At 72.0% G+C, this 22,007-nt stretch carries 15 protein-coding genes; 14 read left to right on the forward strand and 1 reads right to left on the reverse strand.

Annotated features, from left to right (window positions below):
* Positions 1-59 precede the first annotated feature (59 nt).
* The 4 genes from ABZZ04_RS11655 to ABZZ04_RS11670 all read left to right on the forward strand — a co-directional run bounded on the left by ABZZ04_RS11655 (position 60) and on the right by ABZZ04_RS11670 (position 5,889).
* Positions 60-671: a CGNR zinc finger domain-containing protein gene (locus tag ABZZ04_RS11655; protein ID WP_356932006.1), complete on the forward strand. Its 612-nt coding sequence runs from the start codon at positions 60-62 to the stop codon at positions 669-671.
* Positions 672-821: 150 nt separating this feature from the next.
* On the forward strand, positions 822-3,221 hold the full coding sequence (locus tag ABZZ04_RS11660; RefSeq protein ID WP_356932007.1) for a UvrD-helicase domain-containing protein: 2,400 nt from the start codon (positions 822-824) through the stop codon (positions 3,219-3,221).
* Positions 3,222-3,682: 461 nt separating this feature from the next.
* Positions 3,683-5,119 carry an NAD-dependent malic enzyme gene (locus ABZZ04_RS11665; protein WP_356932008.1) on the forward strand — a complete coding sequence of 479 codons (1,437 nt, stop codon included), beginning with the start codon at positions 3,683-3,685 and terminating at the stop codon, positions 5,117-5,119.
* A gap of 488 nt (positions 5,120-5,607) precedes the next feature.
* On the forward strand, positions 5,608-5,889 hold the full coding sequence (locus tag ABZZ04_RS11670; RefSeq protein ID WP_003968811.1) for an HU family DNA-binding protein: 282 nt from the start codon (positions 5,608-5,610) through the stop codon (positions 5,887-5,889).
* Positions 5,890-6,296: 407 nt separating this feature from the next.
* On the opposite strand, the gene murA is transcribed toward ABZZ04_RS11670, so the two are convergent.
* Positions 6,297-7,640 (reverse strand): UDP-N-acetylglucosamine 1-carboxyvinyltransferase, encoded by a 1,344-nt coding sequence (gene murA / locus ABZZ04_RS11675; RefSeq protein ID WP_148838237.1) that lies wholly within the window; start codon positions 7,638-7,640, stop codon positions 6,297-6,299.
* 276 nt (positions 7,641-7,916) lie between these two features.
* On the opposite strand from murA, the gene ABZZ04_RS11680 reads away from it, so the two are divergent.
* The 10 genes from ABZZ04_RS11680 to ABZZ04_RS11725 all read left to right on the forward strand — a co-directional run bounded on the left by ABZZ04_RS11680 (position 7,917) and on the right by ABZZ04_RS11725 (position 20,533).
* A complete protein-coding gene (locus ABZZ04_RS11680) occupies positions 7,917-8,477 on the forward strand; it encodes a YqgE/AlgH family protein (RefSeq protein ID WP_351830657.1) in 561 nt (186 codons plus the stop codon).
* A 112-nt stretch (positions 8,478-8,589) separates the two neighbouring features.
* Entirely contained in the window at positions 8,590-8,877 is a 288-nt protein-coding gene (locus ABZZ04_RS11685) for a DUF3039 domain-containing protein (RefSeq protein ID WP_148838236.1), read from the forward strand.
* A 214-nt stretch (positions 8,878-9,091) separates the two neighbouring features.
* Positions 9,092-10,396: an extracellular solute-binding protein gene (locus ABZZ04_RS11690; RefSeq protein ID WP_356932009.1), complete on the forward strand. Its 1,305-nt coding sequence runs from the start codon at positions 9,092-9,094 to the stop codon at positions 10,394-10,396.
* Positions 10,397-10,398: 2 nt separating this feature from the next.
* Positions 10,399-11,370: a sugar ABC transporter permease gene (locus ABZZ04_RS11695; protein ID WP_356932010.1), complete on the forward strand. Its 972-nt coding sequence runs from the start codon at positions 10,399-10,401 to the stop codon at positions 11,368-11,370.
* Positions 11,371-11,381: 11 nt separating this feature from the next.
* Positions 11,382-12,215 carry a carbohydrate ABC transporter permease gene (locus ABZZ04_RS11700; protein ID WP_356932116.1) on the forward strand — a complete coding sequence of 278 codons (834 nt, stop codon included), beginning with the start codon at positions 11,382-11,384 and terminating at the stop codon, positions 12,213-12,215.
* Positions 12,216-12,221: 6 nt separating this feature from the next.
* A complete protein-coding gene (locus ABZZ04_RS11705) occupies positions 12,222-13,856 on the forward strand; it encodes a beta-N-acetylhexosaminidase (RefSeq protein WP_356932011.1) in 1,635 nt (544 codons plus the stop codon).
* Positions 13,857-14,192: 336 nt separating this feature from the next.
* Positions 14,193-15,089: an FAD binding domain-containing protein gene (locus ABZZ04_RS11710; protein ID WP_283851843.1), complete on the forward strand. Its 897-nt coding sequence runs from the start codon at positions 14,193-14,195 to the stop codon at positions 15,087-15,089.
* Positions 15,086-17,557, forward strand: a complete 2,472-nt coding sequence (locus ABZZ04_RS11715; RefSeq protein WP_356932012.1) for a 2Fe-2S iron-sulfur cluster-binding protein — start codon at positions 15,086-15,088, stop codon at positions 17,555-17,557. Before ABZZ04_RS11710 ends, ABZZ04_RS11715 begins: the two co-directional genes overlap by 4 nt.
* Positions 17,554-19,890, forward strand: a complete 2,337-nt coding sequence (locus ABZZ04_RS11720) for a xanthine dehydrogenase family protein molybdopterin-binding subunit (protein ID WP_356932013.1) — start codon at positions 17,554-17,556, stop codon at positions 19,888-19,890. The genes ABZZ04_RS11715 and ABZZ04_RS11720 overlap by 4 nt, the downstream gene beginning before the upstream one ends.
* 181 nt (positions 19,891-20,071) lie before the next feature.
* A complete protein-coding gene (locus ABZZ04_RS11725) occupies positions 20,072-20,533 on the forward strand; it encodes a hypothetical protein (RefSeq protein WP_356932014.1) in 462 nt (153 codons plus the stop codon).
* The last annotated feature ends 1,474 nt before the right edge of the window (positions 20,534-22,007 follow it).

The following is a 22,007-nucleotide window of genomic DNA, read 5'->3' on the forward strand; positions in this document are numbered from 1 at the left end:
GCGCCCCGAGGGGCACTCTGGGAAAGGCCCATCGGAGACCCCGAGGCGGTGACATGCGCATGGCGGCAGGTAGGAGTTCGCGCGACTGGCGGTTCGACTCGGGTCGGCCCTGCCTCGATCTGGTGGCGACGGGGGCCGGTACCTCCGGCGCCTGCGAACTGCTCGACGGCGCCGAGCGGCTCGCGGACTGGCTGGTCGCCGCCGGAGTCGTACCGGGCGGCACCCGGCTCGACGCCGTGGACGACAGCTGGGTGGTGCGTTTCCGGCAGCTGCGCACGGGGGTGGACCGGCTGCTGAGCGCCGAACTCGGCGGGCGCAGGGCCGACGCCGCGCTGGAACGGGTCAACGCGCTGGCCGCCGGGGCGCCGCCGGGGCTGCGGGCCGTGCGCGGCAGGAGCGGCGCGCTGGTGCGGACGCTGAGCGCCGACCCCGAGTGCGGGGCCCTCCTGGCCGCCGTCGCCCGCGACGCCGTGGAACTGCTCACCGACCCCGTGGCACGGGCCGGGCTGCGCCGCTGCGAGGCCGACAGCTGCCGCCGCCTCTACCTGGACACCTCGCGCGGACACCGGCGCCGCTGGTGCTCCAGCGAGGTGTGCGGGAACCGGGAACGGGTGGCCCGGCACCGGCGCAGGGCGGCGGCCGTGACCGTACCGGCGCCGACGGCGCCATGAGACCTCCGGCCGGTGCCGGAGAGGGCGCCGGCAGCGGTGGTGACGCCGCCGCGGGACCCGGTCGGTGCGCAGACGTACCTCGCAGGTGCGCGGCGGGCCCCCTTCGCATAGGGTTGACGGCTGCCCAATGCACGTCAGAAGGGGGCCTCGGTGGCCGCGCAGGATGCCGCTGTCGATTCGTTGCGGGACCGGGAGATCGGTGTCGAGCAGGAACATCTCGACCGTGTGTACCACCGCCTTGAGGAGAAGATCCACGAGGCGGAATTTCTCATGAATGACGCCGTCAAGCGGGGTCAGGTCGGCACTCCGGGAGCGCTCGCCGAGCGCGACGCCCAGGTGTTCCGGGCCGGGATCCACCTCAACCGGCTGAACAGCGAGTTCGAGGACTTCCTCTTCGGGAGGATCGACCTGCTGCTCGGCAAGGACGGCGAACGCGGCCCCGACGGTGCCTACACCTCCGTCGAGCCCGCCGACGACGCCGTGCGCGAGGACAACTCGGCCGACATCGCGGAGACCCTGCACATCGGCCGCATCGGGGTCCTCGACGCCGACTACGCGCCGCTGGTCATCGACTGGCGCGCGCCCGCCGCCGCGCCGTTCTACCGGTCGACGCCGAAGGAACCGGGCCGGGTGGTGCGCCGCCGGGTCGTCCGCTCCAAGGGCCGCAAGGTCCTCGGCGTGGAGGACGACCTGATGCGTCCCGAGCTGACCGCGTACCTCGACGGCGACAAGCTGCCCGTCATCGGCGACGGCGCCCTGATGGCGGCGCTCGGACAGGCCCGCAGCCACACCATGCGGGACATCGTCTCCTCCATCCAGGCCGAGCAGGACCTGGTGATCCGGGCCCCCGCCGCCTCCGTCACCGAGGTCTCCGGCGGTCCCGGCACCGGCAAGACCGCCGTCGCCCTGCACCGGGCCGCGTACCTCCTCTACCAGGACCGCAGGCGGTACGCGGGCGGCATCCTCGTCGTCTCGCCGACCCCGCTCCTGGTCGCGTACACCGAGGGCGTGCTGCCCTCGCTCGGCGAGGAGGGGCAGGTAGCGATCCGCGCGGTCGGCTCGCTCTCCGACGAGGCGGCGGGCGTCGAGGGCGCCACCACCTACGACGAACCTCCGGTCGCCCGGATCAAGGGCTCCTCGCGGATGCTCGCGGTGCTGCGCAAGGCCGTCCGCGGCGCGCTGGAACAGCCCGGCACCCCCCGCGGCCCGAAGGGCGAGGAGCGGCAGGACGGCCAGTTGGCCCTCGGCGAGGAGGAGGCGGAGAACAACGGCACGGCCCCGGCCACCCCGACCCGGCTGCGCGTCGTCGCGTTCGGCGCCCGCATCGAGCTGGAGGCCGACGAGCTGCGCCGCATCCGGCAGTCCGTCCTCGGCGGCACCGCCCCCGTCAACCTGCTGCGCCCGCGCGCCCGCAGGATGCTCCTGGACGCCCTGTGGAACAAGTCCTCGGGCCGCGGCCGCTACACCGACCCCGAGCTCGCCGCCGAACTGCGCTCCTCCTTCGACGAGGACGTGTCCACCGAGACGCCCTTCCTCGACTTCCTGAACGCCTGGTGGCCCGAACTCACCCCGCGCGGGGTGCTCGCCGCGATGGCCGACGAGAAGCGGCTCGGCCGCTGGGCGCGCAGGGTGCTCAACCAGGGCGAGGTGCGGCGCCTGGCCCGTTCGCTGAAGCGGCTCGACGACGCGGGCAACGGTCCGCTCTCCGTGCACGACGTGGCGATCCTCGACGAGCTCCAGATGCTGCTGGGCACCCCCGCCCGGCCGAGGAAGAAGCGCGAGTTCGACCCGCTGGACCAGCTCACCGGCCTGGAGGAGCTGATGCCGCAGCGCGAGGAGACCCAGCGCGAGCGGGCCGAACGGCTGGCGGCGGAGCGCACCGAGTACGCGCACGTCATCGTCGACGAGGCGCAGGACCTCACGCCCATGCAATGGCGCATGGTCGGCCGTCGCGGCCGGCACGCCACCTGGACGATCGTCGGCGACCCGGCGCAGTCCTCCTGGTCGGACCCGGACGAGGCCGCCCGGGCCCGCGACGAGGCGCTCGGCAACCGGCCGCGCCGCCGCTTCACCCTCACGGTCAACTACCGCAACCCGGCGGAGATCGCCGAGCTGGCCGCCAAGGTCCTGGCGCTCGCGATGCCCGGGGCGGCGTCACCGGCCGCGGTTCGCTCCACCGGCGTACGGCCGCGCTTCGAGACCGTGCGGGACGGCGACCTGGCCGCCGCGGTGCGCGAGGAGGCCCGGCGGCTGCTGGACGAGGTGGACGGCACGGTGGGCGTGGTCGTGGCGATGAACCGCCGGGCGCAGGCCCGGAAGTGGCTGGCCGGGCTCGGCGAACGGGTGGTGGCGCTGGGCAGCCTGGAGGCGAAGGGACTGGAGTACGACGCCACGGTGGTCGTGTCGCCCGCGGAGATCGCCGACGAGTCCCCGGCCGGCCTGCGGGTGCTGTACGTGGCGCTCACCCGGGCGACGCAGCAGCTCACGGTGGTCTCGGGGGAGCGGGACCTGCCCGACGAGGACGGCGTGCCCGACCTGCTGCGGGACTGATCCCCCGTGGGCCGGTCCACACGACCGGCCCACGGCGCGGGGACCGTGTGCAGGATTGTTTTTGCAGTCAACCCGCACTGCGGGAATCACTTCTTCGGGGTCTTTGTTAGCCTGGTGTCGGCACCGGCTCGATCCAAGCCCCCGGGCCCAACCTTCGTCGCTACGAGCGACCACTTGCCGCGAGGCGAGCATGGCGGGTCGGTGCCGCTCAACTCGATGGACAGACCCGCGTCACCTTCCGGTGGCGCGGGTCTGTTCTCGTTTGGCGGGGCTGTTCGCGTCCACGGGACCGCCCCGGGGCTTCCGCTGAGGACGCCTCTTCTCGTATGGTGGAAAAAACTTTCCGAAGAGTGGCAGTCATTACCGGCTACCAGCCGGTAGGTGCGACGATCGGGGAGCGTGTCCGAGGCGAGCGCCCCGGCCGCGCGGCAATGAAGCTAAGGAAAGCGAAGGACTCGGCCATGGCAACGGCGCCCAGCGTCTCGTACTCGATGACGGTCAGGCTGGAGGTGCCCGCGAGCGGTACAGCGGTCTCCCAGCTCACCACGGCCGTGGAGTCCTCCGGCGGTTCGGTCACCGGCCTCGACGTGACCGCGTCCGGCCACGAGAAGCTGCGCATCGACGTCACCATCGCGGCCACCTCCACCTCGCACGCCGACGAGATCGTCGAGGGGCTGCGCGGCATCGAGGGCGTCGTCCTGGGCAAGGTCTCCGACCGTACGTTCCTGATGCACCTCGGCGGCAAGATCGAGATGGCGTCCAAGCACCCCATCCGCAACCGTGACGACCTCTCGATGATCTACACCCCGGGTGTGGCCCGGGTGTGCATGGCGATCGCCGAGAACCCCGAGGACGCCCGCCGCCTCACCATCAAGCGCAACTCCGTCGCAGTCGTGACGGACGGCTCCGCCGTGCTGGGGCTCGGCAACATCGGCCCGAAGGCCGCGCTGCCCGTGATGGAGGGCAAGGCCGCCCTCTTCAAGCGGTTCGCCGGCATCGACGCCTGGCCGATCTGCCTGGACACCCAGGACACCGACGCCATCGTCGAGATCGTCAAGGCGATCGCCCCCGGCTTCGCGGGCATCAACCTGGAGGACATCTCCGCCCCCCGCTGCTTCGAGATCGAGGCCCGGCTGCGCGAGGCCCTGGACATCCCCGTCTTCCACGACGACCAGCACGGCACCGCGATCGTCGTCCTGGCCGCGCTGACCAACGCGCTGCGCGTGGTGGGCAAGGGCATCGGGGACGTACGGGTCGTCATGTCCGGCGCCGGTGCGGCCGGCACGGCCATCCTGAAGCTGCTCCTCGCGGCCGGCGTCAAGCACGCCGTCGTCGCCGACATCCACGGGGTGGTGCACGCCGGACGCGAGGACCTGGTCTCCGCCGACGCCGACTCGCCGCTGCGCTGGATTGCCGACAACACCAACCCGGAGTCCGTCACCGGCACCCTCAAGCAGGCCGTCGTCGGTGCCGACGTCTTCATCGGCGTCTCCGCCCCGAACGTGCTGGACGGCGCCGACGTCGCCGCCATGGCCGACGGCGCGATCGTGTTCGCGCTCGCGAACCCGGACCCCGAGGTGGACCCGGCAATCGCCCGCCAGACGGCGGCAGTTGTCGCCACCGGCCGCTCCGACTTCCCGAACCAGATCAACAACGTGCTGGTCTTCCCGGGCGTCTTCCGCGGTCTGCTGGACGCCCAGTCCAGCACCGTCAACACGGAGATGATGCTCGCCGCCGCGGGCGCGCTCGCCGACGTGGTCGCCGAGGACGAGCTGAACGCGAACTACATCATCCCGTCGGTCTTCAACGACCGGGTCGCGGGCGCGGTCGCCGGTGCCGTCCGGGACGCGGCGAGGGCGGTCGGCGGCTCCGCCGCGGCGCAGGGCAACCTCGGCTGAGGTCCCGGCACCCGGAGGTCCCCGGGGCCCCGGCGGGCCCGGTGGAGCCCCGGCGGACCCGTCCGGGCCCGGCGACCTCGGCCGGGTCCCGGCTGAGGTCCATGTCACAGCGTTCGCCGCGGGCCCCGGGGCCTGTGGCGTGGACCACGTCCCCGGTGGCCGCACGTCGGCCCGCCGCACGGCGCGTCGCGGGGCACGATGCCCCAAACGCCCCTTTAGGGTGGGCGGGCGGCGCGTCCCATCGAGCCCCGCATCCGCTGCGGACCGCTTCCGGGGAGTCGACGGAACGTCACCACGACGAGGCGGTGGCGCTTTTCGTGTGACTCCGAGGGGTGCCGGATTGGCGTTACCGCCGCAGGTGGGGGCAGGATGCGTAATCGGGCGCGAGGGTCTGACGACAGACCCGGGTCCGGGGACTGTCCGAGGACCCTGGCAGCATCGGCTTCGATCTCACGCCTCACAGGCAAGAAGAACACGGGAGTAACAACATGAACCGCAGTGAGCTGGTGGCCGCCCTGGCCGACCGCGCCGAGGTGACTCGCAAGGACGCCGACGCCGTGCTGGCCGCGCTCGCCGAGACCGTCGGTGAGATCGTCGCCAAGGGCGACGAGAAGGTCACCATCCCCGGCTTCCTGACCTTCGAGCGCACCCACCGTGCCGCTCGCACCGCTCGTAACCCGCAGACCGGCGACCCGATCAACATCCCGGCCGGCTACAGCGTGAAGGTCTCCGCGGGCTCCAAGCTCAAGGAAGCCGCCAAGGGCAAGTAAGTCCCACGGCCCCACAGGCGCGACGAAGGGCGGTCACCCATCCAGGGTGACCGCCCTTCGGTGTACCGGCCGTCAGGACCCCGTTCTGTGCCCCTGCGAAGGCCCGCACCCGGACCGCCCCGCCTCCCGCGTCCGCCCCGCCCCGGCGCCCGGCGTCCCGGAACGGGCTCCGGGAACGCGGAACGGGGGCCCGGGAGCGTGGAGTGGAGACGCGGAACGGAGACGCGGAACGGAGACGCGGAACGGAGACGCGGAACGGAGACGCGGAACGGAGACGCGGAACGGAGACGCGGAACGGAGACGCGGAACGGGGGCCCGGGGCAAGTGCCCCGAACCCCCGTCAGCAGCCGTCGGCGGCCCTTCGAGGACCGCGCCCGGACCGGCGGTCCCGCCCGGTGCGTCCGGCCTCAGACCAGCGGCGAGCCGTTCGGCAGCTCCACCTTCGCGCCGAGCTTCTCCAGCTTCTCCATGAAGTTCTCGTAGCCGCGGTTGATCAGGTCGATGCCGTGCACCCGCGACGTGCCCTGTGCCGCCAGCGCCGCGATCAGGTACGAGAAACCGCCGCGCAGGTCGGGGATGACCAGATCCGCGCCCTGGAGCCGGGTCGGCCCGGACACGACCGCGGAGTGGAGGAAGTTGCGCTGCCCGAAGCGGCAGTCGGAGCCGCCCAGGCACTCCCGGTAGAGCTGGATGTGCGCGCCCATCTGGTTGAGCGCGGAGGTGAAGCCGAGCCGGGACTCGTACACCGTCTCGTGGACGATGGACAGCCCCGAGGCCTGCGTCAGCGCCACCACCAGCGGCTGCTGCCAGTCGGTCTGGAAGCCGGGGTGCACGTCCGTCTCCAGAGCGATGGCGTTCAGCGCGCCGCCCGGGTGCCAGAAGCGGATGCCCTCGTCGTCGATCTCGAACGCGCCGCCGACCTTGCGGAAGGTGTTCAGGAAGGTCATCATCGAGCGCTGCTGGGCGCCCCGCACGTAGATGTTGCCCTCGGTGGCCAGCGCGGCGGACGCCCAGGAGGCCGCCTCCAGACGGTCCGGGATCGCCCGGTGCGTGTAACCGTCCAGCCGGTCGACGCCCGTGATCCGGATCGTCCGGTCGGTGTCCATGGAGATGATCGCGCCCATCTTCTGCAGAACGCAGATGAGGTCCTCGATCTCCGGCTCCACGGCCGCGTTGGACAGTTCGGTGACGCCCTCGGCGAGCACCGCCGTCAGCAGCACCTGCTCGGTGGAGCCCACCGACGGGTACGGCAGCCGGATCTTCGTGCCGCGCAGCCGCTGCGGGGCCTCCAGGTACTGGCCGTCCGCCCGCTTCTCGATGGTCGCGCCGAACTGCCGCAGCACGTCGAAGTGGAAGTCGATCGGCCGGCCGCCGATGTCGCAGCCGCCGAGCCCCGGGATGAACGCGTGGCCCAGCCGGTGCAGCAGCGGGCCGCAGAAGAGGATCGGGATGCGCGAGGAGCCCGCGTGGGCGTCGATGTCGGCGACGTTGGCGCTCTCCACGTGGGTCGGGTCCAGGATCAGCTCACCCGGTTCGTCACCGGGCCGGACCGTCACGCCGTGCAGCTGCAACAGCCCGCGCACCACCCGCACGTCGCGGATGTCGGGCACGTTGCGCAGCCGGCTGGGCCCGCTGCCGAGCAGCGCGGCGACCATCGCCTTCGGCACCAGGTTCTTGGCGCCTCTGACGCGGATCTCGCCCTCCAGCGGGGTTCCGCCGTGGACAAGCAGGACATCGTCTGTGCCGGTCATGAATCTCGCGTTCCGGAGTGGTCGGGCAGGGGGCCAAACGAAAGAGTAATGGCCGACCGCCCCCACTCCGTAAGAGAACGGGGGGTGTACGAACGTCATGAATCCGCCACAACACGCTCTGCTCCCCGGGTCTTGCGGAGGGTTACCGTCCGCATGGCTCCCCGGAACGCGCGCTCCCCGTGCATCCGTGCGCCCTGAGCTGCGCCGCGGCCCGTTCGGGGGTCGGGTGGCCCACTTGGTCCCCGTGAGGAGCGAAGATGCGGGATCATTTCTGCCATGACCGAGGTGTCCTCGCTCACAGGGCGACTGCTCGTGGCCACACCCGCGCTCGCGGACCCGAATTTCGACCGTGCGGTGGTGCTGCTCCTCGACCACGACGAGGAGGGCTCGCTCGGCGTGGTCCTGAACCGTCCGACCCCGGTCGGCGTCCGCGACATCCTCACGCCCTGGGCCGGTCTGGCCGGTGAGCCGGACGTCGTCTTCCAGGGCGGCCCGGTCTCCCTCGACTCGGCGCTCGGGGTGGCCGTCATCCCCGGTGACGAGGGCCCGCTCGGCTGGCGCCGGGTGTACGGGGCGATCGGGCTGGTGGACCTGGAGGCGCCCCCGGAACTGCTGGCCGCCGCGCTCGGTTCGCTGCGGATCTTCGCCGGGTACGCCGGCTGGGGCCCCGGGCAGCTGGAGACGGAACTGGCCGAGGGCGCCTGGTACGTGGTCGAGTCCGAGCCCGGTGACGTCTCGTCCCCGCGGCCCGAACACCTCTGGCGCGCGGTCCTGCGCCGCCAGCGCAGCGAACTGGCGATGATCGCCACGTACCCCGACGATCCCTCGCTCAACTGAGGGCGCCGGCGGCGGGCCCGCCCCTCGCCCGCTCCGCCCCTCGTCGGCCCGCCCCCGCGCTTCCCGCCGCCGGGCGCTCCGAAGCTCCGGGCTCCCAGTACCCTTGGCGGTTATGAGCACTCTTGAGCCCGAGCGCGGGGCAGGAACCGGCACCCTCGTGGAGCCGACACCACAGGTGTCGAACGGCGACGGCGACCACGAGCGCTTCGCCCATTACGTCCAGAAGGACAAGATCATGGCGAGTGCCCTGGAGGGCACCCCCGTGGTCGCACTGTGCGGCAAGGTCTGGGTACCGGGGCGCGACCCCAAGAAGTACCCGGTCTGCCCGATGTGCAAGGAGATCTACGAGTCCATGGGCGCCGGTGGCGACAAGGACAAGGGCGGCAAGGACAAGAAGTAGTCCCGAGCCCTCCGGCGGCATCGCTCCGGGCCCCCGGGGCACGCGTTTCGACGCGTGCCCCGGGGGCCCTTCGCGTTGCACGGGCTGCTCCCACGGGTCACAGAGTGGTTGAGACCACTTGTCGGCGTCCGCACGCGCACCTACTCTCCTGCCAGTTGTGCAGAACGAAACGCGCGTTGCGCATGTTGCAATGCTTGTCGGTAGGGGTTCCGATATGAAGCTTTCTGCCCGAATTGCCGCTCCGGTTGCGGCGCTTGTGCTGGCGGGGCTCACCGCCACCGCCTGCGCGCCGCAGACCTCCGACACCGCGGCCGAGGGGGACGAGAAGACCGGCACGCTGCGGGTCTGGCTGTTCCAGGAGGTCGGCAACAAGCCCAAGGAACAGGTCGTCGACGCGGCGGTCGCCGAGTTCGAGAAGTCCCACGAGGGCGCGGAGGTGGAGGTCGAGTACATCCCGGTCGACACCCGCGCCCAGCGCATCAAGGCGGCGTTCAACGACCCCGGGAGCGCCCCGGACCTCATCGAGTACGGGAACACCGACACCGCCGGATACGTCAAGGACGGCGGACTCGCCGACGTGAGCGCCGAGTTCGCCGCCTGGGACGAGGCGAAGGACACCGACCCGACCGCCCGGCAGTCCGTGACGGTCGACGGCAAGGTCTACGGGGCGCCGCTCTTCGTCGGCGTCCGCGCGCTCTACTACCGCACCGACGTCTTCGACGAACTGGGCATCGGGGCCCCGAAGTCGCAGGCCGAACTGATCTCCACCGCGAAGAAGATCCACAAGAAGAAGCCGGACCTGTACGGACTGGCGGTCGGCGGCGCGTACACCTACGGCGCGATGCCGTTCATCTGGGCCCACGGCGGCGAACTCGCCGACGAGAAGGGCGGTACGTACACCTCGGCCATCAACGGCGACGAGGCCCGCAAGGGCATCGAGGCGTACACCTCGCTCTTCGGCGACGACAACTGCCCGGCCGCCAAGTGCGCCTCCATGGGCGGCAACGCGACCGTCACCGCCTTCGCCTCCGGCAAGGCCGCCATGGCGATCGGCGGCGACTTCAGCCACGCGGCCGTCGAGGCGGGCACGGTGAAGGGCAAGTACGCGGTCGTCCCGCTGCCCGGCGTGGCGAAGGACTCCATAGCCCCGGCGTTCGCGGGCGGGAACAACATCGGCGTGCTGAAGAGCAGCTCGCACCGCACCCTGGCCGTGGACCTGATGAAGTCCCTGACCGGCAAGCGGACCCAGGCGAAGATGTTCGACGCGATGGGCTTCCTGCCGACGTACACGGACGTGCGGGCCGCCGCCGCGAAGAAGGAGCCGTTCGTCGAACCGTTCGTCGAGACGCTCGGCGCGGGCGCCAAGTTCGTCCCGGCCTCGCCGGGCTGGGGACAGATCGACGCCTCGCTGGTCCTGCCGACGATGTTCCAGGAGGTCGTCAGCGGCCGCAAGGACGTGGCGAAGGCCGCGGACGACGCGGCGAAGAAGATGGACGCCGCGTTCGCCGACGCGGGCTGACCATGACCGCGAACACCACGACGTACAAGGCACCCGGCACGTCCGGGGCGGGCGGCACCTCCCCCCGCCCGCCCCGGCGGCGCCCGGCCCCGTCCATGCGCCGCTCCGGCTGGACCCCCTGGCTCTACCTCCTGCCCGCCCTCGTCCTCCTCGGCGGACTGCTCGTCTACCCGATCTACCAGCTCGGCCTGATCTCCTTCCTGGAGTACACCCAGGCCCAGGTCAGCGGCGGCGAACCGACCACCTTCCGGGGATTCGGCAACTACGCGACCCTCTTCGGCGACAGCCAGTTCTGGCAGGTGCTCCTGGCGACCGTGGTCTTCGCCGCCGCCTGCGTCCTGGCCACCCTGCTGGTCGGCTGCGCGCTCGCCGTCCTGCTGACCCGGATCCGGGCCGTGCCGCGGCTCGCCCTGATGCTGGCCGCGCTCGGCGCCTGGGCGACCCCCGCGATCACCGGTTCCACCGTCTGGGTGTTCCTCTTCGACCCCGACTTCGGCCCGGTCAACCGGGTCCTGGGACTCGGCGACTTCTCCTGGACCTACGGACGCTACAGCGCCTTCGCCCTGGTGCTCCTGGAAGTCCTGTGGTGCTCGTTCCCGTTCGTGATGGTGACCGTGTACGCGGGCATCCGGGCGATCCCCGGCGAGGTGCTGGAGGCGGCGGCCCTGGACGGGGCCTCGCAGTGGCGGATCTGGCGGTCGGTCATGGCCCCGATGCTGCGGCCGATCCTCGTCGTCGTCACGATCCAGTCGATCATCTGGGACTTCAAGGTCTTCACCCAGATCTACGTCATGACCAACGGCGGCGGCATCGCGGGACAGAACCTGGTGCTCAACGTCTACGCCTACCAGAAGGCGTTCGCCTCCTCGCAGTACAGCCTCGGCTCGGCGATCGGCGTCGTGATGCTGCTGATCCTGCTGGTCGTCACGCTCGTCCATCTGCGTCTGGTGCGGCGCCAGGGGGAGGAACTGTGAACGCACGGAACATGCTGCGCATCCGCAGGCCCGGCCGGCTGGCCGCCGAGGCGGCGGCCCTGCTGATCGCCGCCGCGGTCGCCTTCCCGCTCTACTGGATGGTGCTCTCCGCCTTCAAACCGGCAGGCGAGATCCAGTCCACCGACGCCCGCCCCTGGACGCTGTCGCCGTCCCTGGACTCGTTCCGCCGGGTCTTCGAACAGAACGACTTCGGCCGCTACTTCCTCAACAGCCTGATCGTCGCCGGCACCGTCGTCCTGGTCTCCGCGCTGGTCGCCTTCCTGGCGGCGACGGCCGTGACCCGGTTCAGGTTCCGCTTCCGCACCACGCTGCTGATCATGTTCCTGATCGCACAGATGGTGCCGGTCGAGGCCCTGGCCATCCCGCTGTTCTTCCTGATGCGGGACTTCGGCCAGCTGAACACCCTCGGCTCGCTGATCCTGCCGCACCTCGCCCTCTCGCTGCCGTTCGCGATCTGGATGCTGCGCGGCTTCGTCAAGGCGGTGCCCGAGGCACTGGAGGAGGCCGCGTACATCGACGGCGCGAGCCGCACCCGCTTCCTGTGGCAGATCCTCTTCCCGCTGGTCTTCCCCGGCCTCGTGGCCACCAGCGTCTTCTCGTTCATCTCCACCTGGAACGACTTCCTGTTCGCGAAGTCGTTCATCATCAGCGACACCTCCCAGTCGACGCTCCCGATGGCGCTGCTGGTCTTCTTCAAACCCGATGAGAACGACTGGGGAGGGATCATGGCCGCCTCGACGGTGATGACCGTTCCCGTGCTGGTCTTCTTCGTACTCGTACAGCGCCGCCTGGTCTCGGGACTCGGCGGAGCGGTAAAGGACTGACGCCCCATGGACATGGACCTGATCCCGGCACCCGTGCGCACCGGTGACGACGGGCGGTGCGGCTTCCTGTTCGACCCGGCCACCACCATCACCGCGGCCCCCGGCACGGAGGGCACCGAACGCTGGCTGCGCACCACCCTCGGCGCCGCCTTCGGCCTGCCGCTCGCCCCCGGCACCGAGGACGCCGGTAACACCGTCCGGCTGCGCGTCGACCCGGCCCTGGAGCCCGAGGGCTACCGGCTGACCACCGGCACCGGGCAGAGCGTCGAGATCACCGGCGGCAGCCCCGCGGGCGTCTTCTGGGGCGCCCAGACCCTCCGTCAGCTCCTGGGACCGGAAGCCTTCCGCCGCGCGCCCGTCAACCCGGACGCACGTCCCGCCGTCCCCTTCGCGGACATCGAGGACCACCCCCGCTTCGGCTGGCGCGGCATGATGCTCGACGTGGCACGGCACTTCCTGCCCAAGGACGACGTGCTGCGCTACCTCGACCTCCTCGCCGCGCACAAACTGAACGTCTTCCACTTCCACCTGACCGACGACCAGGGTTGGCGGATCGAGATCAAGCGCCACCCGCGGCTCACCGAGGTCGGCTCCTGGCGGTCCCGCACCAAGCACGGCCACCGGGCGTCGGAGCTGTGGGACGAGACCCCGCACGGGGGCTTCTACACGCAGGACGACATCCGGGAGATCGTCGCGTACGCCGCCGAGCGGCACATCCGGGTCGTCCCCGAGATCGACATTCCCGGCCACTCGCAGGCCGCCATAGCCGCCTACCCCGAACTGGGCAACGCCGACGTCGTCGACACCACCGCCCTGACGGTCTGGGACACCTGGGGCATCAACGCCAACGTGCTCGCCCCCACCGACAACACCCTGCGCTTCTTCGAGGGCGTCCTCGAAGAGGTGCTCGACCTCTTCCCCGCCGCCACCTCGCCGTTCATCCACATCGGCGGCGACGAGTGCCGCAAGGAGCAGTGGAAGGAGTCCCCGGCCGCCCAGGCCCGGATCGAGGAGTTCGGCCTGGCCAACGAGGACGAGCTGCAGTCCTGGATCATCCGGCACTTCGACGCCTGGCTCACCGCGCGCGGACGCCGCCTCATCGGCTGGGACGAGATCCTGGAGGGCGGCCTCCCGGCGGGCGCGGCCGTCTCCTCCTGGCGCGGCTACGGCGGCGGCGTCATGGCAGCCGAGGCCGGCCACGACGTCGTCATGTGCCCCGAGCAGCACGTCTACCTGGACCACCGCCAGGACGGCGGCCCCGACGAGCCGATGCCCATCGGCTTCGTCCGCACCCTGGAGGACGTCTACCGCTTCGAGCCCGTGCCGCCGGGCCTCTCCGAGGAGGCGGTCCGTCACGTCCTCGGCACCCAGGCCAACGTGTGGACCGAGGTGATGCAGAACCGGGCCCGCGTCGACTACCAGGTCTTCCCGCGCCTCGCGGCGTTCGCGGAGGTCGCCTGGTCGTCGCTGCCGCCCTCCGCCGAACGGGACTACGCCGGCTTCGAACGCCGGATGACCGCGCACTACGCCCGACTCGACGCACTGGGCGTCGACTACCGGCCGCCGGGCGGCCCGCTGCCCCGCCAGCAGCGCCCCGGCGTCCTGGGACGCCCGCTGGAGGGACCGCCCCCGAACGTGTGATCCCGGTCGCATCAGATACCCGGCCGGTACGCCCCCCTCCAGGGGGGTGTGCCGGCCGTCGTTTTTTGTCCGGAACTCGCCCCGTACCCGCCCCGTTCACAGGAAACAACCGGAACGGAACAACCGGTACAAGCCATGCTGAACGGCGGCGATCCGCACTCAGTGCCGAAGCGGTTCAAAACGGGAACATTCTCGCGACCTGGCACGAACACGTCCTTCGCGGACCCTCGCGTCGGTCCGATCCGAAGATGTGCCAGAGTTGCCACGTCCGGGCTCCGAGCACGTACCGTACGGCGAAACAGCCGGACGGCCGGACACCGGGAAGGGGCAGCTGGGTTGACCACGCACGCACCGCAGGCGACGCAGTCCGTGACGCTGCCGGCCTCGCTCGACGAGGCCGTGGCGGCGCTCGGCGCCATGCCCGCCGCCGTTCCCGTGGCGGGCGGAACGGACCTGATGGCAGCCGTCAACAAGGGGCTGCTGCGCCCCTCGGGACTGGTCGGCCTCGGCCGGATCAGCGAGCTGCGCGGCTGGCACTACCAGGACGGCCACGCCCTGCTCGGCGCCGGGCTCACCCACGCGCGCATGGGACGACCCGACTTCGCCGCCCTCATCCCGGCCCTGGCCGCCGCGGCCCGTGCCGCGGGCCCGCCCCAGATCCGCAACGCCGGGACGCTCGGCGGCAACATCGCCACCGCGGCCCCGACCGGCGACTCCCTGCCGGTGCTCGCCGCCCTGGAGGCCGAGCTGGTCGTCGCGGGGCCCGGCGGCGCCCGCCGCGAGATCCCGGTCTCGCACCTGCTGGCCGGCCGCGCCATGCTCGAACCCGCCGAACTGATCGGCTTCGTCCGGGTGCCGCTCCTGCACGCCCCGCAGGTCTTCCTGAAGGCCACCGGCCGCACCGGCCCCGGCCGCGCCACCGCGTCCGTCGCGATAGTCCTCGACCCGGCCCGGCGCGGGGTGCGCTGCGCGGTCGGCGCCATCGCGCCGATGCCGCTGCGGCCGCTGGAGGCCGAGCGCTGGATCGCCTCGCTGATCGACTGGGACGGGGAGCGGGGCCTGGCCCCCGACGCGCTGGCCGCCTTCGGCGAGTACGTCGCCGCTGCCTGCATCCCGGACCAGGAACCGCCCGCCGACGGGGGAGAGGCGCCGCCGCTGCCCCCGGCCGTACTGCACCTGCGGCGCACCGTCGCCGCGCTCGCCCGACGCGCGCTGGGGAGGGCACTGTCGTGAGCAACGAGGACCACAACGATCGGCACGATCAGCACGGGCAGCAGGAATCGCTGCAGTACGGGGGCTGGCAGCCGACGCCGCAGGGCGGCGAGTACGACGACGGCGCGACCGCCTTCGTCCACCTGCCGCCGGAGGACCTGGCGAACATCCCGCTGGCCGCGCCGGGCCAGGGCTTCGTGCCGCCGATGATCCTGCCGCTGACGCCCGCGGCCGGGTTCGACCCGGCGTCCACGGACAACTGGGTCGCGCGGACGCCGGACGGGCAGGAGCCCGGGGCGGCGCCGGAGCAGCAGGCGCCCGAGGCGGTGCACTGGCCGGACCCGAACCAGCAGCAGTCGCCGTACGGGTACGGGTACTCGCAGTTCCAGGAGACCCAGCGCATCCCGCGGATCACGGAGAACGGGCCCGCCCCGTACGCCGAGCAGGACGACCGGACCGGACGGACGGGGCTGCCGCACGAGCAGTACCCGGAGGCGTCGGCCGCGACGGCGGCGACGGGGCAGTGGAACTTCACCGAGTCCACCGAGTACGGCATCCACACGGGACACGTCGAGCACGGTGACCACACGGGGCACGTCGAGCACGGCGGTCACGTCGGGCATGGCGAGCAGGGTGGTCACGGCGGTCACATCGAGCAGGGTGGTCACGGCGGTCACGTCGAGCAGGGTGGCCATAGCGAGCACGGTGGTCACGGCGAGCACGGTGGTCACGCCGGGCACACGGAGCAGTTCGGCCACACGGAGCACGGTGGTCAGTACGGTCACACCGACCACACCGGGCACACCAGTCACACCGGCCAGTTCGGCCATGTGCAGCACGACGGCCAGCCCGACCACAGCGGTCACGGCGGCCATGACGGTCACAGCGGTCACACGGGGCAGTGGACGATCCCGGTCGCCGAGGGCGATCTCCCGGAGGAGTCCGGCGAGTTCTCGGCCTCGGCCCTGGCCGCCCAGTGGTACGGCGACCGGACCCCGCCGGCCACGCTGCCGGGCGGCGCGCCCGCCCCATGGGCGACGCACCAGCCGGAGCCCGGACCGGGAGCCGAGACCGCGGTGGGACCGGCGCCCGAGACGGGTGTCGAGCCGGAGCACGCGCCGAGCGCGGAATTCGCACCGGCGCCCACCGTGATGCCGCCCGCCGAGCCTGCCGCGCCCGCCGAGCCCGTTGCGCCCGTCGCGAGTCCTCCGATGGAGCCGGTGACGTCGTCCATCACGTACGAGGACTCCGGCACGGCACCGTTCCCGGAAGCGGCGCAGGAATCGCCCGCCGCCGGGGACGCCCCCACTCGGGACGTGGACTCCACGGGCACGGACCCCGTGCAGGAGGCGCCCTCCGACGCAGCCACCGCCGCCACCGCCCCGGACGACGCTCCGGAAGGGCACCCGGCGGAGGCCGGTCCCGGCGGGCCGTCCGAGGCCGCTCCCGAGCCCACGCCTCCGGCCGACGGGGCCGAACCGGCACCGCAGGCACAGACCTCCGGGGCCACCGAAACCACCGAGACTCCTGGGACCGCTGAGGCGGCCGAGGCCGCCGGCACCGGGAACCCCGAACCCGAGGCGGAATCGGATCCGGAGCCCGGCCCCGAGGCGGCGGAGGCCACCGAGGCCGCGGAGACCGCGGAGTCGGCAGAGCCCGCGACCGCCGAAGCCACCGGGACCGTCGAGCCCGAGCCCGCGGACCCCACAGGTCCCGCCGAGCCCGTGGACTCCACGGACCCCGCGGACCCGGCGGATCCCGCAGGTCTCGCCGACCCCGCGGGCCTCGTCGAGCCCCAGCCCTTCGGCGTACCCGACGAGCGCCCCGCCATTTCGTACGTCCTGAGCGTGAACGGCGCCGACCGTCCCGTCACCGACGCCTGGATCGGCGAGTCGCTCCTCTACGTGCTCCGCGAGCGCCTCGGCCTCGCCGGTGCCAAGGACGGCTGCTCGCAGGGCGAGTGCGGCGCGTGCAACGTCCAGGTGGACGGCCGGCTCGTCGCCTCCTGCCTGGTCCCCGCGGCGACCACGGCCGGCAGCGAGGTCCGTACGGTCGAGGGCCTGGCCGTGGACGGCGAACCGTCCGACGTCCAGCGCGCCCTCGCCAAGTGCGGGGCCGTCCAGTGCGGCTTCTGCATCCCCGGCATGGCGATGACCGTCCACGACCTGCTGGAGGGCAACCACGCCCCCAGCGAACTCGAGACGCGCAAGGCGCTCTGCGGCAACCTCTGCCGCTGCTCCGGCTACCGAGGCGTCCTCGACGCGGTGAACGAGGTCATCGCGGGCCGCGAGGCGGCCGCCGAACCCGCCGCGCCGGACTCCCCGGCACCGGAGGCCGACGAGAACCGCGTCCCGGCCCAGGCGGTCCCCGGCACCGACGAGGTGTGGAGCCCCCACACCGGCTCCCCGCATCCCGGGCCCGTACCGGACGTGTCCCCGGGCGCCGTCGGCGACGCCCAGCCGCACTCGCAGGACGGAGGCATGGCGTGAGCAACGACGCGGCCACCACTGCCAACGCGACCAGCGCCCGGATCACCACCCCGGCGTTCGAGGGCCCCGAGGCCGAGACGCCCGTGCTCGGCCTGGGCGTCTCCCTGCCGTCCGCCGACACGCGCGCCAAGACCGAGGGCACCTTCCCGTACGCCGCCGACCTCTGGGCCGAGGGCCTGCTGTGGGCGGCCGTGCTGCGCTCCCCGCACCCGCACGCCCGCATCCTGTCCGTCGACACCTCGGCCGCGGTCGGGATGCCGGGGGTACGGGCGGTCATCACGCACGAGGACATCCCCGGGGAGCGCGCGTACGGGCGCAGGATCGTCGACCGCCCGGTCTTCGCCTCCGACCTGGTCCGCCACCACGGCGAGCCGATCGCCGCGGTCGCCGCCGACCACCCCGACACGGCCCGGCTCGCCGCCGCCGCCATCGCCGTCGAGTACGAGGTCCTCGAACCGGTCACCGACCCGGAGAAGTCCTTCGCCGCCGAACCGCTGCACCCCGACGGCAACCTGATCCGCCACATCCCGCTGCGCTACGGGGACCCCGAGGCCACCGGCGAGGTCGTCGTCGAGGGCCTGTACCGCATCGGCCGCCAGGACCCGGCCCCGATCGGGGCCGAGGCCGGACTCGCCGTGCCCCGCCCCGACGGCGGCGTGGAGATCTACACCGCCTCCACCGACCCGCACACCGACCGCGACCTGGCCGCCGCCTGCTTCGGCCTCGAACCGGAACGGGTGAAGATCGTCGTCACCGGGGTGCCCGGAGCGACCGGCGACCGCGAGGACCCCGGCTTCCAGCTCCCGCTCGGGCTGCTCGCGCTGCGCACCGGCTGCCCCGTCAAACTGACCGCCACCCGCGAGGAGTCCTTCCTCGGCCACTCCCACCGCCACCCGACCCTGCTGCGCTACCGCCACCACGCGGACGCCGAGGGCCGGTTGGTGAAGGTCGAGGCGCAGATCCTGCTCGACGCGGGCGCGTACGCGGACTCCTCGTCCGAGTCGCTGGCCGCGGCGGTCGCGTTCGCCTGCGGCCCCTACATCGTCCCGCACGCCTTCATCGAGGGCTGGGCGGTCCGCACGAACAACCCGCCGTCGGGCCATGTGCGCGGCGAGGGTGCGATGCAGGTCTGCGCGGCGTACGAGGGCCAGATGGACAAGCTGGCCGCCAAGCTCGGCATCGACCCGGCCGAACTGCGGCTGCGCAACGCCCTGGCCACCGGCGACATCCTGCCCACCGGCCAGACGGTGACCTGCCCCGCACCCGTCTCCGAACTCCTCACCGCCGTACGGGACTTCCCGCTGCCCGACCTCCCCAAGGACACCCCCGAGGACGACTGGCTGCTGCCCGGCGGCCCGGAGGGTGCGGGCGAACCGGGTGCGGTGCGCCGCGGCGTCGGCTACGCGCTCGGCATGGTCCACATGCTTGGCGCGGAGGGGGCCGACGAGGTCTCCACGGCCACGGTCAGGGTCCACGACGGCGTCGCCACGGTCATCTGCGCCGCGGTCGAGACGGGGCAGGGCTTCTCGACCCTGGCCCGCCAGGTCGTCCAGGAGACCCTGGGCATCGAGGAGGTCCACGTGGCCTCCGTCGACACCGACCAGCCCCCGGCGGGCCCGGCGGCCCACGGCCGGCACACCTGGGTCTCGGCCGGAGCGGTGGAACGGGCCGCGAAGATGGTCCGGACCCAGCTCCTCCAGCCCCTGGCCCACAAGTTCGGCATGTCCACGGAGCTGCTGCAGATCGCCGACGGCAAGATCACCTCGTACGACGGGGTGCTCTCCACGACGGTCACGGAAGCCATGGACGGCAAGGAACTCTGGGCCACCGCCCAGTGCCGCCCGCACCCCACCGAGCCCCTCGACGAGTCCGGCCAGGGCGACGCCTTCGTCGGCCTCGCCTTCTGCGCGATCCGCGCGGTGGTGGACGTCGACATCGAGATCGGCTCCGTGCGGGTCGTGGAGATGGCCCTCGCCCAGGACGTCGGCCGGGTCCTCAACCCGGCCCAACTGGCGATCCGCATCGAGGCCGGCGTCACCCAGGGCATCGGCGCAGCCCTCACCGAGAACCTCCGCAGCGCACGCGGCCTGATCCGCCACCCCGACCTCACCGGCTACACACTGCCGACCGCCCTGGACGCCCCGGACATCCGCATCGTCGAACTCATCGAGGAACGCGACGTGGTCGCCCCCTTCGGCGCCAAACCCGCCTCGGCGGTACCCGTGGTGACCTCCCCGGCAGCCGTGGCGGCAGCAGTACGCGCGGCAACCGGCCGCCCGATCAACCGCCTCCCGATCCGCCCCCAGGCAGCGGTGGCCTCCACCGGGTCCTGAGAGCCGCGCGTATGGCCTGATCCGGTTGCAACTGCAACCTGGAGATGCGCGGTGTCGCCACTCGCTGGTTAAGGTGAACTCCGAGGTGGCGGGCAGCCGTTGCCGAACGGGGGAGGGCGCTGTGGGACAGAGCGGTCCGGGGGCGGAATCACAGGCATACCCATGGAGCGTCATCGGCGCCGTGGGGGCGGCGGGGGCGATGTCTCCGGGCGCGGCGGGCGAACTGGTCACCGAACTCACATCGTTCACGAAGTTTCGCAACCGCATCGACGCACTCCTGCGCGACCTCAAGTCGTCACCGGCCGGCCCGGGGAAGGCCGGCGTGGACGTGATGGGGCGGGAGAAGTTCGGCGGCGGCAAGGGCGAGTGGTCGGAAGCGGACACTCTCCACGGCTCGTACTCCAAGGTCATCAAGGAGCTGGAGGAGCTGTCCCGTCTGCTGTCCGACTCCGTCGAAGGTATGAGCATCGCCGTTCTCGGGGCCCACAAGGGTTACGAACACGTCGACTTGGAAGTGCGCGACCGCATGCGTGCGATCCAGGACAGCATGAATACCCACCACGAGGCCGAACGGGCTGCGGCGAAGCGGGACGAAGGGCATTCGGGCCGGCCGGAGGACACATCCGGCGGTGTGGGTGCGTGATGTGCGACGAATGCCCTGCACGGGGACTACGGGGACGGGAGGGGCAGCGACGTGAGCTCGAATTTTGATGACATGAGCCACGAGCGGATGCTGGAGTGGCTGGATGCGGCCACCAGCGGCGAGATTCAGGGTGCGGCAGATCGCCTTTTGAGTGCGGCGTCGGAGATCCACGAGATTGCCAAGGAACTGAAGGTCCGTCCGCAATGGGTGGAGTGGAAGGGCCAGGGAGCCGACGCCTTCCGTACGTGGAGTGCGGATTTGGCCAATGCGACGCTGCGCCTCGGGGAGTACAGCGAGGGCGTTGCGAAGTGGCTCGGCGAGGCGTCGAACGCGATCGCGTCGGCGCAGGCGTCGATTCCGCGGACCGAGGCAGGTGCGCAGGCGAACCTGGCGGCGGCTCTTGCCGCACGGAATGATCCGGATGCGTCGGCGGTGGCGAGAAGGTCAGCGGAGACGCTGATCGAGTCCGGGGAGAGGAACCGCGAAGAGGCGGCTGCGCAGATGCGGAAGCTGTCGCAGACGTACTCCTTCTCGGCGTCGCAGATGACGTCGCTGGAGAAGCCGGTGTTTCCGGCGTTGCCGGAGGCGATCGCGCCATCAGTTGTCGACGGACGTGGTGGAGCACAGAGGCAGCGTCTCGGAACCGGGGGCGATCACGCGTCACCTGCGGGGTACGCCGTTGCGCCGGGGCACAGCGCGGGAACGGCACTCGGAGTGGCCTCCCCAGCGGGGGCAACGGCCATCTCTCCGCACCATGCTTCGCCTTCAGCACCGAGCCCGGCGGGCATGAGGATCGACGGGGTGTCCGTGCTGCCGGATACTGCGCCCCCTTCAGCCGGGAATCCTGGGACACTGCCAACCGGGCCAAAGCCTGACACCGTTGCTCCGCCGGCCCCGGGCAGCATTCCCACTGTCCCTCACGTCAGCCCCTCCGCGCCCCGCAGTACGAGTGGAGGAGGCGGAACGACAGGGCTGCCGCGCTCGCCGGTGTCTGCCCCGGGGGTGACTCCGCCGGGTTCCGGGCCGGTGGGCCGTGCTCCCGCGCCCAACGGCATCACCGGCGGCCGTGCCGTATCTCCAGTCCCAGGACGTTCTGCGGTCGGTATCCCGCGTGGGACGGCCATCGGCGGCGAGATCGTCCGCGGCGCAACGCCTGCGGGGCGTGCTTCAAGCATGGGGAGTGCCAACGGCCCCGGAGTCTCACCGAACCCGGTCGTCGGCGGTCGTCGACTGGCCAGGGAAGTGGGTGGGGTGGTCGGAGGACGCCCACAGCAGGGGGGCGCGAGTGCACATCCGTTCACGCCTGGAGGGTCGGGCCTGGTGAGAAGCGGTGCCTCGGGAGACCCCGAGCACGGTGCGAGGCAGGCAGGACGGGGCGGTGGGATCGTCCCTCGCGGTCCTCGGACGCGTGAGACAGGACGGGGCGAGAGTGGCGAGCGGCCGGACTATCTGGTCGAAGACGATGAGACCTGGC

Source organism: Streptomyces sp. NPDC006435, from assembly GCF_040612315.1.
GTDB lineage: Bacteria > Actinomycetota > Actinomycetes > Streptomycetales > Streptomycetaceae > Streptomyces.